This window comes from Pantoea sp. nfd-35 (assembly GCF_056892255.1).
Genome location: NZ_CP122403.1, coordinates 2,632,115 through 2,646,305, shown reverse-complemented (window position 1 = coordinate 2,646,305; position 14,191 = coordinate 2,632,115). Strand labels below are relative to the sequence as shown.

Below are 14,191 nucleotides of genomic sequence, written 5' to 3'. Positions count from 1 at the left end.
CAGAGACAAATAAGGCTGTAAGCGTGGGCAGATTTAAGGGTAAACGGATACTAATTACTGGAGGCACGAGTGGCATGGGGCTGGCAGGCGCTCAGCGTATTGTCACGGAAGGTGGCCATGTAGCCATAACCGGTCTTAATGAAGAAAGACTGGAGCGTGCACGCAGTCTGCTTCCTGCAGCTTCGCTTATTCTGAAAAGCGATGCTGCAAGCGAAGCTGATATACATGGGCTTGGTGAGGCTATTAACGACTGGGGTTCACTTGATGGATTATGGCTAAATGGCGGTTATGCTGAAGTAGGCTCCCCGGAATCTGTAACGGCAGATTCTTTTAATCGTATGATGAACGTTAATGTGCGAGGCCCGATGCTACAGCTGGCAGCCCTGTCCGAATCGCTCAATTCAGGCGCGTCTATTTTGGTAACTTCTTCCTCCTCTGTCTATGAAGGTGCGGCGATGACAAGTCTGTATGCAGCGACGAAAGGTGCCATTATCGCTATGGTCAAAAGCTGGGCATCAGCGCTGGCTGAACGCGGTATCCGCGCTAACACATTGGTGCCGGGTCCGATTGAAACCAACTTCAGGCACTTTATGCCAGAAGAGTCACGTCAGCAGTTTGAAGATTTTGTGGTAAGCCAGGTTCCTTTAGGCCGAGCCGGAACAGCAGAAGAGGCCGCTGCAGTTGCACTTTTCCTGCTGTCCGATGACGCATCCTATGTTACCGGCAGCCAGTATGCTGTAGATGGTGGGCTGGTTCATTACTGAAGTTTTTTAAGGAGAGTAAATTCATATGCGCATTCCGGATTACCCTTCACAAGATTCCGATAAATGGGCTCAGGTAGATGCCTGGTTTTCTGAAAAGCTAGCCGCTGAAGATTCAGATTTAAAATACGCTCTCGCTAATAACTCAGCTCAAGGTTTGCCGACACATGACGTATCCTCTTTGCAGGGAAAAATGCTGGCTATTTTCATGCAAATGTCACGTGCCGTTCGTGTTCTTGAAATAGGCACACTTGGGGGGTATAGCACCATATGGATGGCCAAAGCTCTTCCACCCCATGGAAGCATAACGACAATTGAATTCAACGACCATCATGCAGAAGTGGCCAGTCAGAACATCAATAAAGCGGGGCTGGCTGAGCGCGTCACGTTGCACAGGGGAGCTGCGCTTGAGGTCTTACCCACGCTTGATGCGCCTTTTGACCTGATTTTTATCGATGCCGATAAAGTGAATAACCCCCACTACCTTGAATGGGCTATCAAATTGTCGAAACCAGGCACTGTTATCGTAGCAGATAACACCGTGCGCGGTGGCAATGTCATCGAATCTGGTAGTGAAGATCCGAACGTTATAGGCCTGCGAAAATTTGTAGAAATGATTTCTGAGGATGAGCGCCTTGAAGCGACGGCAGTTCAGACTGTTGGTGAAAAGGGATGGGATGGTTTCGTTCTAGCTATCGTTAAAACCCAATGATGCTATTTATCATTCAGGAAAACGCACTTATCTCCAGTGTTTATTCACAATTTCTGAATGATAAACACAAAACATTCAATTCCTCACAAAGCGAACATTGTTTATTGCATATGTCCGCTTTGTGCCAAAAACGGACGTCAACGCTTGATAAAAAGTCATCTTTAGTGCTTATTAACATTCAGGAATCGGCATCCAAAATGCTGCAAAATGGGAGAAGGAATGCTTTTCGCAATAAGGTTTACGGATCACCCAGGTGAATACAATGTCAGAAAACAATATCTTAATCCTCATTTGGACTGGTTAAAGCAAAAACGAGGTGTGGTTCTTGCTGCTGGTTCATTACGTGAAAAAAATAACGATCAACCTGTCGGAGCTCTATGGGTAGTTAAGGCTGAGCATGAAGAAGAAGCCTTATCCATATTTTCCGATGACCCTTTTTGGATCCATGGTTTACGAGCATCGGTTGAGGTTTTATCGTGGAGCCTCGCTTTTGAGGACATGCTTAACGCTTAATGTCTGCTTTCTCATAGCGGACCTTCAACTTAGTTACCTTGTCCGGTTTGTGCCAGAAGCGGGCATTGGCAAAATTTTATTGTCCCTGAAAGAAGAATTGTGCATTTTGGTAAAGCAGTCGCTTTAAATATGCTAACACCAGGAGAAGTGATGACATTTCAGGATGCGCCTCGACTTGAGACAGAACGACTAATTTTAAAGCAATTTACGCTCGACGATTTTCCAGCGCTTATGGCGTGCTGGAGCACGCCTGAAATGATTAAAATTAATGGCGGTGAGAAACCAACGACAGAAAGTGTTTGGAGCCGCTTATTACGTTATATCGGACACTGGCAAGCGTTAGGGTATGGCTACTGGGCGGTGTTTGAGAAAACTACAGGCCGTTATGCTGGTTCGTTTGGTTTCCAGGATGTTCATCGTGATATCACACCTCAGTTAAAATACCCTGAAGCTGGATGGACATTAATTCCTGAAGTTCAAGGCAAAGGTTATGCGTCTGAAGCACTGGCCGCAGTTTTACTATGGGCCGATCAGACATTATCCTCCCCATTGTGCTGCATTATTGACGAAGAAAATAAACGTTCAAATCATCTGGCTGAGCGCTTTGGTTTCCAGTTTCAAGATTATGTTACCTATCGCGGTAAGCAAGTACGCATGCTTGTACGCTAATAATTAATTAAACCATAAATGTAATTTTTAGCGGGTCTACGGAACGTCCGCTTAGTGCCAGGAGCGGACGCTGCTTGCATCATGGTAGGTTAGTTTACAGGGAGCAGGTCAGTCCGCTCTGTGCCACCAAGCGCACGTTGCAAACATCACCGCTCTGATAAGAAGGTAGTGGATCATGACATGTAGACTTCATTGATTGCGTTCCATCAACTCAAGCGTCTGACCATCAGGGCTTTGTAAATATATGACTCTGGTTCCCTGCATGGGGCCTGATGAGACTGTCTGGGGTTTTCCTGGCGTCTTCCAGCCATAGTCCGATACTTTGCTCAGGAGCGTATCAAGATCCTTAACCATAAACGCCAGGTGCGCGTAGCCTGGGATATAGGGTGCTGAAGGCGCTTCTGGCTGTTCAATGTTATTGTATTGCAGTAATTCAATGTTCATACCAGCCACTTCAAGCAAAGCCATTCGTACATCCGCTCCCCTTGCGCCTGTGACTTCATCAATAATGGGTCCAGACATGTTCCCTTCGCGTAATAACTTCCCTCCAAGAATATGGGTCCAGACGAATAATGCGTCTTCAATATTTTTGACTGAAAAACCGACGTGATTAGCACTTAAGATCATGACATCACCTGCTGGTTGCAAAAATTGAGCACTTAACTATCTAAAATTGCTGATTTATTTCTTCACGGTAAGTGCGATGGAATTTGTTAAGGAAAAAGCACAACTGAGAGCGGTCTGAATCATGTCGTTATGAGCCATCCACAGCGACAGCCGTACAGGTTACCTGCTCCCTGTTGAACAATACGCGACCAGGTACAAGCCGGTATCTAGTGTAGAAAAACGGCGAATGTCTGCTTGTCACTTATTGCGGACCCGACATGCTCATCTGATTTGTGCCAGAAGCAGACAGTCTTATTTCAAGGCTGACAGCAGACAAAACCGTTTTCCAGAACGCTACAAGCAGAATGCCGGTCATCAAGGCGCACCCGCAAAACATCATCAGCACCCGGCATCCCGAGTCTGTCTGAGCCGCACAAGCTACCCGCTTCCACATCAAAGCGATGAGGCGGGATCCACATCCTTTCAAATGTTATATAACTGTAAGTATTAATCGAATAAAGTTGCTACCTGGCGCGTTAATGCGTTGTCTGTTTACTGGAGAATCCCGTTATGACGCGCGCTGTATCTATTCTGGTTGCTGGGTTGCTGCTGAATCCGTTATCCCACGCGGCTTCACTTTACTACACGATTTCCACACCTGACACCGCGATAGGGCTGTCATGGCACGCATTTGGCGGTATTTCGCATGCGAAATTAACGGGCGTAACCGGCGAGGTTGCGCTGAATCCGGCAAATGAAATGGATAATCGTGTGAAGGTCACTATTCCGGTCACCACGCTTATCGCGTCCAACAACCTGCTGACGTATCAGTTAAAAAGCAGCATGTTTTTTGATGCTCCCCGTTATCCCAATATCGTTTTTACCAGCAGCCGGATCGTGGCGCAGGGCAACGGCAATTTCAGGATTTTTGGCTCATTGTCGGTAAAAGACGTTCAGCGACCGGTCATTCTGGAAGCCACGATGGAAGAGCACGACCGCACGGCGCAACGCGATGAACGGATCGCGCTACATGCCATGACCACGATTTCCCGCTCGGCCTACCATATGGATCGCTTCACCGCGTTGGTGGATGATACGGTGACGATCAAGATTGATATTCAGGCAGAGGCCAGTCATGTGCCTTGAAAGCGTCCCACGCCGTTAAGCGCTAAGGGCGTTTTTCAGGGCGCTGGCGCTGTCTGCCAGTGCTTCGTCCGGGTTGCGGCCAATCAGGACAAACTGATAGCCGCCGTGGTGCCACCAGACCAGGCGCATATCATGTCGCTGTTCGCGCTGAAGCCCGGTTGAGGCAGGCTGGGCGTCCGGCGAAATGCATAGCGCCATCGGGCCATATTCCGCATGGATCCACGCAATTTGCGCGATAGATGTGCTGTCATAGCGCAACATGCGCACCATCTTCAGCTCTGCATCCGGCAGGGAAAGCTGCTGCGTATTGAGATGTAGGCCAATATCCTGCGCGGTGCGGGCCAGGCCATGCTGTAACGCGGCAGGGGAGTTATCCGCATCCAGCAGCGTTTCTGCGCTGTAGAGCGACATGTACTGGGCTTCAAGATCGCGAATCTTCTCGCTCTCACTCAGCCTGGTTTTAGCCGGGCGGGCGAGGTAGCCGAGGCCTGAACCGATCATCAGAAAACTCAGCGAGGCTGCAATCAGCGAACGACGGCTAATGCCCGATGTCGCGGTAGCGACAACATCGGCGGCGGGTGCCTGCGCTGGCGCGTTTAACAACGCGTCGAGCCGGCGCTGCATTTTTGCTTCCGGGGCCTTATCCAGTAAGGGCGCAAAGGCCGTGTCAAAGTCGAGCTGGCTTTTCATCAGTTCATCGATGCGTTCAGCCAGTTCAGCATCGGTTTCCAGCAGTAATTCGAGCCTGCGTGCGTCATCAGGGTTCATTTCGCCATCCAGCCAAGCCACCAGCGCTTCGTCGCTGAAGGGGGGCGCAAAGCGTAGCGTGTTCATGAGCGTTTCTCCTGCGCAGAAGCCTGAGCATCGAACGATTTTGCCAGCGCCGAACGCGCGGTTGCCAGCCGGCTCATAATGGTGCCGATGGGTACGGCCAGCGTCTCTGCGGCTTCCTGATAGGTAAATCCTTCAACATAGACGAGAAAGACGGTATTGCGCTGGGCTTCTGGCAATGCGCTGACGCGCTGCATGATTTTCTGAAAATGCAGGCGTTCATCATCACGTTCCCGCGTGTCAGGCGCCAGCAGTTCCTCACTTTCAACAAAGCCCTGTCCTAACCGCACGCGGCGGGCGCGCAGGTCGGAAATCCAGATAGAGTGAAGGATCGAGAACAGCCAGCGATCTATCCGGGTACCCGGCGTAAACTGCGCGCTCTTTTCGAGCGCGCGTACGCATGTAGACTGCACGAGTTCTTCAGCAACGTCGTGGTTTCGGGACAGCACCAGCCCGTAGCGCCACAGGCGCGTCAGATGGGCAGCAAGCTGCTGGCGAACTTCGCTGGTCGTGATGTGACTGTCCTCATCGTAGGTATCAGGATTCCGGATGACCATTAATGGCGGCCTGCAAATCACGATACTCTTCGCATCCTGTACCGCACAGGCTGGCGATGGTTTTCAACTGCGCTTCTGCCAGGTCGGGACGGCCCTTAATCAGCCACGCTTCGCCCAGGTATTCGCGCACTTTCGCATAGCGCGGGTTAAGCGCCAGCGAGCGTTGATAATACCCGATCCCTTCGTCGGTACGCCCGAGTTTTCGGGTGGCATAACCCCGGTAATTCCAGGCTTCTGCGGTGTCGGGCTGTTTCAGACTATCCAGCAGGGTAAGCGCGGCCTGATAGTCGCCTTTCTTCGCCAGATGATAGGCATAGTTTGTCTTGTCTTCGTCACTCAGGCGCGCCGTTTTGTCGGAAACACACTGTTTGGTCTTGCTGTCGTAAACCTGCCCGCGCGGACAGTCCGGAATTTTACTGTTGGTGCTGTCATCGCCTGCGGCCAGTGCCGGGGCGACGTGGATAACGAACAGCAGGGCCGGAACCAGCAGCTTACGGCCTGGGGTACGCAGCAGTGAAGCGGTGTTTTTCATGGTAGTGCTCCAGTTAACGAAAGAGGCGAACGGGCAGCATGCGGCGCAGCACGTTATCGCGGAGAAAATAGTGATGGAACAGGGCGGCCAGAGCATGGAACGCGGCCAGAATAATTAACGCCCAGGCGACATTGTTGTGTAATTCACCCAGAGCATGTTTGAGCAGAGGATCGACATGCACCCATCCGCTCAGATCGAACAGGCCAAAAAAGCCAAAGGGTTCCTGCTGCGCCCAGCGAAACATAAAGCCCAGCACAATTTGCGTGAACAGCAGCAGATAGAGCGCACCGTGAACGCAGTGAGAAAGGAATTTCGCCGGACGTGAAACGGCGGCAGCGGGCATCGCGTAACGCGGCGAACGTTGGCTCATTAGCCGCCAGACCGGACGGATCACCATGACCAGCGCCAGCACGATCCCGCAGGAAATATGCACTGACTGTAAGCCTTTCCGGAGCGGTGTCCCGCGCTCCAGCCATTCCCAGATGTGCGCACTGGCAAACAAAAAGATGACGCTGGCCGCGGTAATCCAGTGCAGCGCCAGGGTCATTCCGTCGTAGCGCTGTCGGGGTTTCTTGGGTTGTGTGTGAATCATGGCTTTCGTTCTCTCCTTCAGGTTTATGATGAGTGAACGTGCGTATGCGGATTTTTATTCGACTTTTTTATTCGACTTTTTTTGCGATGTTTTAGAGCGAGATAAGTGACGGGGAAAGGGTGAACAATCGCTGAGGTGCGAATGACATCGTCCGGCGCACACTTCGCACTGCCTCGGGCGGCATGGCGCGCATTCTGCACAAGGACATTGACGTAACCGAGAGGCTGTTTTAATGATGTAGGGCGGTTATTCAGCCGACGGTAACAAGCCAACTCCATTCTTAAGGCGCGCGATCCCATGACAATACAGGTTTGTATTCCCGACGATTATCATCAGGCCACGGCAGGCCTCGACTGCCTGCAATGCCATCCCCAATTTACCTGTACCGCTGTTGGGGATATCAGCCTCGATCCTGATGCAGAACAGGCGCTGGCGACGGCTCAGGCCTTGATCCTGATCCGTGAGCGCACCACCATTGACGAGGCCTTTTTACAGCGCACGCCGCAACTAAAGCTTATCAGCCAGACCGGTAAGGTCGCCCGCAATATCGATATTGCGGCCTGCTCACGGGCGGGTGTGGCGATTGTCGAGGGCGTCGGCTCGCCCGTTGCACCGGCTGAACTGACGTGGCTGCTGATTATGGCAGCCCGCAGAAAGTTCGTTCAGGCCGTTAACGCCATGCGCGCCGGTCACTGGCAGGCAGAGCTGGGGCAGGGCGTGAGTAACCAGACGCTGGGGATCCTGGGCTACGGTAAAATTGGCAAGCGGATTGCGGCTTATGCAAAGGCATTTGGTATGCGGTTGCAGGTCTGGGGAAGCGATCGCGCCAGGCAGGAAGCGCAGCAGGAGGGAGTGATGGTGCCAGCCAGCCGTGAGGCATTTTTTGCCTCCAGCGACGTGATAACCGTTCATCAGCGCTTAGTGGCAGCAACCGAGGGCAATATCACGCGCGACGATCTGGTGCAGATGAAGCCCGATGCATTGTTCGTCAACACCAGCCGGGCTGAGCTGGTGGCTGCCGATGCGCTGCTGAGTGCGCTGCGCCAGGGCCGCCCGGGTTTTGCCGCTCTGGACGTTTACGAGCAGGAGCCGGTATACGATCCCGCGCATCCGCTGTTATCACTGCCCAACGTGCTCTGCACGCCGCACATCGGCTATGTCGAGAAGGACAGCTACAGCCTGTATTTCGGCACCGCGTTCGAAAACGTGGTGCGCTTTTTCGATGGTGACCGAAGCCATTTAATAAATCCCGAGGCGCAGGAATAAGCTTACCCTGCGCGGCTAAGGGTGCCCGTCAGCGAATAGCGGCCAGGCTAGTAATGCACGTCGCCAGCGGAGCGGTGGCGTAAAAAAATCCTGGCAGTTTCGTCAACAGGTATCCGTGCGTGACTGAAATACGAGACTTTTAATTTGAAATCGCACGCATTCGATATTTAACCACTATTTTCTTTTAATTGTTTAATAACGGACTTGATTGGGTTGCGGCCGCAGTAAAAATAATGAGATAAAACGGTTAAATATCCTGATTATCACTTCTCCGACAATAACCTCTGTGTCCGTCAAAATTAAAGCATACGCCAAATTCGCGTATTCGGGCTGAATTCTGTCCGGGTGTTTGTCGCCGGGATTCAGGCTGAATTCGCATAATGACAGGCGTGAGAATCAGGCTTCACCGATGCCATGTTTTGCTGCACGCATAGCAAATGTGTGACTCGCATCTAAAAAAAAGGCTTTTAACCCAATTGCTTACCAGATTCAAATGGTGACCACCTGGGTGGAGTTGGTAAATCGGCAATGATAAAGTTATCAGGATGCAGATAATTATTATAAAGGGGATGGTATGTACAGTAAATTATCGGTCCTTTTTAATGAAATGCTTGACCAGGATTTTCATACAGCACGCGATTTGGCGGGTCGGCTGAATGTGAGTGAAAAAACGGTGCGGACCCGGTTAAAAGCGTTAAATGACATCCTGACTTCGCGCGGTGCCTCAATACATTCCAAATCCAGCATGGGCTATCAGCTGGTGGTTTATAACCAGGAAGACTTTCAAAGCCTGACAACCTCGCTGGAAAAAGGCAGCAACGCACAGCGGCCGACCAATTCAAATGAAAGAGTGATTTTTATTCTGGCTAATCTGCTGAGCCGCGAGAACTATATTAAATTAGATGACCTGTGTGAAACCTGTTACGTTTCCCGCAATACGATGACTGCGGACCTGAAAAAAGTCGAGGACATCCTTCATCTGCATCAACTCATACTCGACCGTCGGCCTAACTATGGTATTGCAGTTCAGGGAAATGAATTTGATAAACGTACTTGTATAGCCAATAACCTTATCCGGTTTAATCATTTTATGAATGTAGAGGGGGAGAAAGAGCAGGGATTGAAGATAATCGGTAAAATTGTTTTATCCGTGCTGCACCGCTGTGGCTTAAGCATCTCCGAAGTCTCACTGGAAAATCTGGTTTCACATGTTTTTATTGCGGTGTACCGAACAAAGCACGGTCATGCCGTTTCCATCGATCACCAAAGAATAGGCATGTTGGTCAAGCCTGAGGTTATTGAGGCGACAGGGCTGATCGTGCAACAGGTTGAGGAAGCGCTAAGCCTCCCGTTGAATCAAAACGAATTTTCTTATATTGCCCTGCACATGGGCGCCAAGCTCTCTTCCACACCAGGTAAAAAATCCGGCGTCAATATCGTTATCTCGCGCAAGATCGACGAGTTGACCGGGCGAATGCTGGAAATTCTGCTCAAGAGTTTCAACATCGATTTCATGGATAACCTTGAGCTGCGCATGTCGTTAAATCAACATCTGGTTCCGCTGGACATTCGCATGCAGTTCGACATTCCACTCAGTAATCCACTGCTGCATGAAATTAAAAAAGAATATGCCTTTGCCTATACTCTGGCGGCCACAGCCTGTATTGCACTGTCTGAACATTATGCCACCCGGATTCCTGACGATGAAATTGCTTATTTTGCCATCATCTTTGAACTGGCGCGGATGAAAAAAGATAAAAAAATAGAGAAGAAAAATATCATCATCGTATGTGCGTCGGGAAAAGGCACAACGCAGTTATTCATGTATAAATACAGACAGGCGTTTGGAAACTATGTAGAGCACATTTATGAATGTACCGCCTGGGAACTGGGGAGCTTTGACTTTGCCGGCAAGAACATTGATTACATTTTCACTACGGTTCCCGTGAATACAGAGGTGCCAGTGCCCGTCTTCGAAGTCACACAGTTTCTTGAAAGCAAAGATATCGCAACCTGCAGTGAAGTATTTGAAAGCAATAATCATGTTTTTTTATATAAATACTATCGGCCCGAACTTTTTTTGACCAATATCAGCGCATCTACAAAAGAAGAGGTGCTGAGGATATTGTGCCAGCACACGGAAAAAACCTTTCCGCTGCCCGCCGGCTTTTATGATGCGGTGATGAAAAGGGAAGCATTAGGGCAAACCGACTTTGGTAATCTTGTGGCCATTCCGCATCCCTTCCAGGTGATGACGCCAAATAGCTTTGTCGCCATCGGAATATTAGAGCGCCCGGTATGGTGGGGCCACAACGATGTACAGGTGGTATTCCTTGTCTCGATTTCTGCCGATGAAGACAGCGACGTCGGCCATTTTTATCAACTGACAACAAAGTTGCTGTTTGATTCTGCCGCGATACAACAACTGCTTAATAACCCAACCTTTGACGTCATCATGGATCTGCTTAAAGGAAGTGACGCGCTGTAAGCGACAGGCAAAATTTACCATGTTCAATATGGTAAATTTCCCGCTGGAGAGAGAAAAGGGTGAGGATTAAGATGAACGTAAATCATCAGAAAACGGAGCGGTAACGTGATGGAAATTAGTCTTGAGGATATTATCACTGAGTTAGTTGTCAACGGCGGCAGCGCGAAAAGTAAAGCCATGCAGGCCATGAAAGCGGCCAGATTGGGCGATTTTGAAATGGCAGAATTGCGGATAAAAGAAGCCAGTGAATTTTTACAAAAGGCTCACCATTTTCAGACGGAAATGATTCAGGCGGAGGCTCGTGAAGAGAACCCCTGTGCCGTTTCACTTATTATGGTCCACGGTCAGGATCATTTAATCAGTGCGATGACAACACGAGATATCGCCATCGAAATGATTGAAATGTATAAACTCATCCACAATAAATAGCGATAAGGAAATACATATGATCTACATCACATTAGTTTGCGCGGCTGGAATGTCCACCTCTATGTTGATGGCAAAAATGCAGCAAAGTGCCAAACAGCGTCAAATCGACGTGAGCATTGTTGCGATGCCAGAAGAAAAATTCAAAACGCATAACGGAAAGACAGACGTACTTCTTCTCGGGCCACAAATATCCTATCTGGAAGATGACCTGCGCGAAAAGTATGAACCTCAGGGCATTAGCGTCGCCGTGGTCGATATGGTGGACTACGGAATGATGAATGGTGAAAAAGTCCTGGCAGACGCGCTCGCTTTATTAAAGTAAACCACGAATAAAACATCAGGTGCATAGCCAAATAAATTTGGCAGGGGATCATTATGCCTAAATTTGACCGAAAGACGATAACCAATAAAATTAATCCTGTAGTTAATACCATTCAGAGCAGTAAACTGGTAAACGGCATTACAGGCGGCATGATGAGTGCCATGCCGATAACGATACTGGGTGCATTTGCCGCATTGTTCCTGAATTTACCCGTTCCGGCCTATAGCGCCTTTATTGCCAGTGTAGGGATTGCCACCGCACTGAAAACGATCATTATGTTCACCACCAACTTCCTTGCTGTGATATTCGGGGTCGCGATAGCGGGAAGTTATGCCAGGCAACATGACGAAGATGCGTTATTCTGTGGAATCCTGGCGTTGCTGAACTTCTTCATCGTGACGCCGGTGGCCTTCGCCGAAACCGGCATGCCCATTATTCCTATGCAATGGTTAGGTGGAACGGGCATATTTACCGCCATTGTGGTCAGCTTGCTTTCAACCCGGGTCTACGTTTTTATTAAACAAAGAGGGTTTACTATTAAGATGCCTGCCAGCGTGCCGCCGGTGGTGTCCAGCAGTTTTAGTAGCCTGATCCCTGGTTTCGTCTCATTAATTTTGTTTGCTGCCGTGTCGGTCATTTTTACCGCCACGCCGTTCAAAAACATGCATCAGTTTATCTATACCTTCCTGCAAATTCCGCTTCAGGGCATGGGAGGAAATATTGTCTCCATCATTCTGCTCTGGACGCTGGCGCAGCTGCTGTGGTTTGTCGGGATCCACGGCACCATGGTCATCTACTCCGTCGTGCTGCCAATTTTTACCGCGATGGATGCAATGCAACTGGCCGCGTACTCTGCCGGTGAGTCATTGCCGAACATCACCGGGCGGGCCTTTGTCAGCACCTATACCATGTCGGCCAGTGCGATTGGTCTGACGTTACTCATGCTGTTTTTTGCCCGAAGCCAGCAATATAAAACCCTGGGCAAACTCACTACGGTTCCCGCGCTGTTTGGCATCAGTGAACCCCTGGTGTTTGGCACACCGATGGTATTTAACTTCCGTTTTGCTATTCCCTTTATCTTTATGAACGCCATCAGCCTGGTCATTGCCTATGTAGCAACCTATATCGGTCTTGTGCCTCGCGTTGCCGGGATTACACCAATCACGGGCATGCCCATTATCTTAAGCGGCATTATGGAAGGCAGCTGGAAAATTGCGGTATTACAGGTTGCGCTGGTCGCGGTGCAGATAATTGTCTGGTATCCCTTTTTCAAAAGGGCAGATACAGCGTCTTATATGCTGGAAAAAGAGGGCGCAGGCAAACCGGTTTAATGCGTACGCACATTTTGCCTGATAAATAAGATTCTGAGGGCGGTTGTCTGCTGAGGCTGCCCGGTGTAAACAGAACAGAAAAATAAACGGGAATAACCTGCTGATATAATTTAATTAATAACATAACCCTACCTCTGCTCTCTAAAAAGAAAATGATTATGAAAACTAAAAAATTCACAATAGCGTTATTACTATTGGCATTCACTTCACCCTTACTCCAGGCCGCAGACATTAACGATGATGAAGATGCGTTACGCATTCGACTGAAAAATGATTTTCGTCGCGCCGATCGACCCAGTGCAGGTAATTACGAAGAAAATATTTATGGCTGGGTCCAGGGCGCCATGATTGATGCAAACTCGCACTATTATTCAGATTTAATTGGTATCGAAGCCGGAGCTTATTATGTTTATAAGCTTGGTGCCAAAGAACAATGGAGTACACGCGGCTATCTTGCCGACCACGACAGCTTTGGCCTGGTGACGGGGGCGGTAAAGTTAAAACTTCAGGATAATATCCACCTTAAAATAGGTCGCTTCGGTACTGATAACGGCTATGGCAGTTTGCCATATCGCATTCCACTGATTGCCTCTGGATCCACCCGAACCATGCCGACGCTATCGGAAGGCGTGCTGGGCCATTATCAGCCAGACGACAATATCGATCTGTGGGCAATGTATCGCACACGCGTTTTTCTCTGGCCGGATGCGGCAGTCGGGGTCCGCAATGAAGGGATCTATAACACCGCCACCGGTCGTTACGACACCCGGCGGGCACGTTCATTTCTGGCCGGCAGCTGGCGTGATGAAAACAGCCTTTATGCTCTTGGCGGCGCGTGGCAGGAGGATGTTTCTTCTCAGTATCAGACCATGATTGAAAAGAAATTCCCCTTTGAAAATAACAACGTAATTAAAGTCGAACTGCTGGCGTTTCATGCGTTGTTAAATGGCGTATCACGTACTCAGAGCTATCACAATAATACTCAGGTTTATTCAGGTCAGGTTACCTACAGCATGCCCAAAATAAGCTTTTTTGGCGCGGCAGGAATTGTCACTCATGCAATGAACGGCATTGGTTCGAATGTTGATACTGATATCGGCTATCCCAACTCCCTGAGTATCGACAGAAATAAAGAAGATATGTTTTCTCTACAGGCCGGCGCACACTATTTCTTTCAGCCAAACCTGAGCGTCATGCTCGCCCCTCTGATTACCCGCGGTTATGAAGATACAAGACGAACCATCCGGATGAAGGGACGGGGCATTCTCGCCGGTGTTTTCTATAACGTACAGGAAGGGCCGCTATCAGGATTGAAAATGTATGTGGCGTCGGATGTCGCTAAAGAAAAAAGGTACGGCAGTTCGCTGGGTAATAACCTCTATTACTGGGATGTCAAAGCCGGAATACAGTACGACTTTATGTTGAAATAACCAATA

The 14,191-nt window shown here is 49.5% G+C and carries 16 protein-coding genes; 11 read left to right on the top strand and 5 right to left on the bottom strand.

Annotated features, from left to right (window positions below; translation table 11 throughout):
- Positions 1-23: 23 nt before the first annotated feature.
- The 4 genes from P9J57_RS12325 to P9J57_RS12310 all read left to right on the top strand — a co-directional run bounded on the left by P9J57_RS12325 (position 24) and on the right by P9J57_RS12310 (position 2,655).
- Complete coding sequence (locus tag P9J57_RS12325) at positions 24-764, top strand: SDR family oxidoreductase (RefSeq protein WP_026021006.1); 741 nt, start codon at positions 24-26, stop codon at positions 762-764.
- Positions 765-789: 25 nt separating this feature from the next.
- Positions 790-1,473, top strand: a complete 684-nt coding sequence (locus P9J57_RS12320) for an O-methyltransferase (RefSeq protein WP_483279234.1) — start codon at positions 790-792, stop codon at positions 1,471-1,473.
- Between the two features lie 207 nt (positions 1,474-1,680).
- The gene (locus P9J57_RS12315; RefSeq protein ID WP_019105808.1) at positions 1,681-1,986 is read left to right on the top strand and encodes a YciI family protein; all 306 of its coding nucleotides are present in this window, start codon (positions 1,681-1,683) and stop codon (positions 1,984-1,986) included.
- 150 nt (positions 1,987-2,136) lie between these two features.
- The gene (locus P9J57_RS12310; RefSeq protein WP_014606774.1) at positions 2,137-2,655 is read left to right on the top strand and encodes a GNAT family N-acetyltransferase; all 519 of its coding nucleotides are present in this window, start codon (positions 2,137-2,139) and stop codon (positions 2,653-2,655) included.
- A gap of 189 nt (positions 2,656-2,844) precedes the next feature.
- Here P9J57_RS12310 and P9J57_RS12305 read toward each other — a convergent pair whose 3' ends face one another.
- Positions 2,845-3,282 carry a VOC family protein gene (locus P9J57_RS12305; RefSeq protein ID WP_064352626.1) on the bottom strand — a complete coding sequence of 146 codons (438 nt, stop codon included), beginning with the start codon at positions 3,280-3,282 and terminating at the stop codon, positions 2,845-2,847.
- 549 nt (positions 3,283-3,831) lie between these two features.
- Between P9J57_RS12305 and P9J57_RS12300 the strand changes: the two genes are divergently transcribed.
- On the top strand, positions 3,832-4,407 hold the full coding sequence (locus tag P9J57_RS12300; protein WP_014606048.1) for a YceI family protein: 576 nt from the start codon (positions 3,832-3,834) through the stop codon (positions 4,405-4,407).
- Positions 4,408-4,422: 15 nt separating this feature from the next.
- On the opposite strand, the gene P9J57_RS12295 is transcribed toward P9J57_RS12300, so the two are convergent.
- Genes P9J57_RS12295 through P9J57_RS12280 form a run of 4 tightly spaced genes read right to left on the bottom strand, consistent with a single transcriptional unit; the run spans position 4,423 to position 6,919 of the window.
- Entirely contained in the window at positions 4,423-5,241 is an 819-nt protein-coding gene (locus P9J57_RS12295; RefSeq protein WP_015700487.1) for an anti-sigma factor family protein, read from the bottom strand.
- Complete coding sequence (locus P9J57_RS12290; RefSeq protein WP_014606046.1) at positions 5,238-5,795, bottom strand: sigma-70 family RNA polymerase sigma factor; 558 nt, start codon at positions 5,793-5,795, stop codon at positions 5,238-5,240. The genes P9J57_RS12295 and P9J57_RS12290 overlap by 4 nt, the downstream gene beginning before the upstream one ends.
- A complete protein-coding gene (locus P9J57_RS12285; protein WP_089517411.1) occupies positions 5,776-6,327 on the bottom strand; it encodes a tetratricopeptide repeat protein in 552 nt (183 codons plus the stop codon). Before P9J57_RS12285 ends, P9J57_RS12290 begins: the two co-directional genes overlap by 20 nt.
- Before the next feature lie 13 nt (positions 6,328-6,340).
- A complete protein-coding gene (locus P9J57_RS12280) occupies positions 6,341-6,919 on the bottom strand; it encodes a cytochrome b (RefSeq protein WP_013025489.1) in 579 nt (192 codons plus the stop codon).
- Positions 6,920-7,216: 297 nt separating this feature from the next.
- On the opposite strand from P9J57_RS12280, the gene P9J57_RS12275 reads away from it, so the two are divergent.
- From P9J57_RS12275 to uidC, 6 genes are all read left to right on the top strand, one after another.
- Positions 7,217-8,185 (top strand): D-2-hydroxyacid dehydrogenase family protein, encoded by a 969-nt coding sequence (locus P9J57_RS12275; protein ID WP_483279233.1) that lies wholly within the window; start codon positions 7,217-7,219, stop codon positions 8,183-8,185.
- A gap of 574 nt (positions 8,186-8,759) precedes the next feature.
- Positions 8,760-10,673, top strand: a complete 1,914-nt coding sequence (locus P9J57_RS12270; RefSeq protein ID WP_014606043.1) for a BglG family transcription antiterminator — start codon at positions 8,760-8,762, stop codon at positions 10,671-10,673.
- A 108-nt stretch (positions 10,674-10,781) separates the two neighbouring features.
- Positions 10,782-11,102, top strand: a complete 321-nt coding sequence (locus P9J57_RS12265) for a PTS lactose/cellobiose transporter subunit IIA (protein ID WP_014606042.1) — start codon at positions 10,782-10,784, stop codon at positions 11,100-11,102.
- 16 nt (positions 11,103-11,118) lie between these two features.
- Positions 11,119-11,424 carry a PTS sugar transporter subunit IIB gene (locus tag P9J57_RS12260; RefSeq protein ID WP_019105804.1) on the top strand — a complete coding sequence of 102 codons (306 nt, stop codon included), beginning with the start codon at positions 11,119-11,121 and terminating at the stop codon, positions 11,422-11,424.
- A 53-nt stretch (positions 11,425-11,477) separates the two neighbouring features.
- The gene (locus P9J57_RS12255) at positions 11,478-12,755 is read left to right on the top strand and encodes a PTS sugar transporter subunit IIC (RefSeq protein WP_019105803.1); all 1,278 of its coding nucleotides are present in this window, start codon (positions 11,478-11,480) and stop codon (positions 12,753-12,755) included.
- 158 nt (positions 12,756-12,913) lie between these two features.
- Positions 12,914-14,185: a glucuronide uptake porin UidC gene (uidC, locus tag P9J57_RS12250; protein WP_483279232.1), complete on the top strand. Its 1,272-nt coding sequence runs from the start codon at positions 12,914-12,916 to the stop codon at positions 14,183-14,185.
- Positions 14,186-14,191 lie beyond the last annotated feature (6 nt).

Bases quoted from the DNA above. Each gene is read 5' to 3' on its own strand.
- P9J57_RS12320 (WP_483279234.1), top strand. From the start codon at position 790: ATGCGCATTCCGGATTACCCTTCACAAGATTCCGATAAATGGGCTCAG.
- P9J57_RS12315 (WP_019105808.1), top strand. From the start codon at position 1,681: ATGGGAGAAGGAATGCTTTTCGCAATAAGGTTTACGGATCACCCAGGT.
- P9J57_RS12310 (WP_014606774.1), top strand. From the start codon at position 2,137: ATGACATTTCAGGATGCGCCTCGACTTGAGACAGAACGACTAATTTTA.
- P9J57_RS12305 (WP_064352626.1), bottom strand. From the start codon at position 3,282: ATGATCTTAAGTGCTAATCACGTCGGTTTTTCAGTCAAAAATATTGAA.
- P9J57_RS12300 (WP_014606048.1), top strand. From the start codon at position 3,832: ATGACGCGCGCTGTATCTATTCTGGTTGCTGGGTTGCTGCTGAATCCG.
- P9J57_RS12295 (WP_015700487.1), bottom strand. From the start codon at position 5,241: ATGAACACGCTACGCTTTGCGCCCCCCTTCAGCGACGAAGCGCTGGTG.
- P9J57_RS12290 (WP_014606046.1), bottom strand. From the start codon at position 5,795: ATGGTCATCCGGAATCCTGATACCTACGATGAGGACAGTCACATCACG.
- P9J57_RS12285 (WP_089517411.1), bottom strand. From the start codon at position 6,327: ATGAAAAACACCGCTTCACTGCTGCGTACCCCAGGCCGTAAGCTGCTG.
- P9J57_RS12280 (WP_013025489.1), bottom strand. From the start codon at position 6,919: ATGATTCACACACAACCCAAGAAACCCCGACAGCGCTACGACGGAATG.
- P9J57_RS12275 (WP_483279233.1), top strand. From the start codon at position 7,217: ATGACAATACAGGTTTGTATTCCCGACGATTATCATCAGGCCACGGCA.
- P9J57_RS12270 (WP_014606043.1), top strand. From the start codon at position 8,760: ATGTACAGTAAATTATCGGTCCTTTTTAATGAAATGCTTGACCAGGAT.
- P9J57_RS12265 (WP_014606042.1), top strand. From the start codon at position 10,782: ATGGAAATTAGTCTTGAGGATATTATCACTGAGTTAGTTGTCAACGGC.
- P9J57_RS12260 (WP_019105804.1), top strand. From the start codon at position 11,119: ATGATCTACATCACATTAGTTTGCGCGGCTGGAATGTCCACCTCTATG.
- P9J57_RS12255 (WP_019105803.1), top strand. From the start codon at position 11,478: ATGCCTAAATTTGACCGAAAGACGATAACCAATAAAATTAATCCTGTA.
- uidC (WP_483279232.1), top strand. From the start codon at position 12,914: ATGAAAACTAAAAAATTCACAATAGCGTTATTACTATTGGCATTCACT.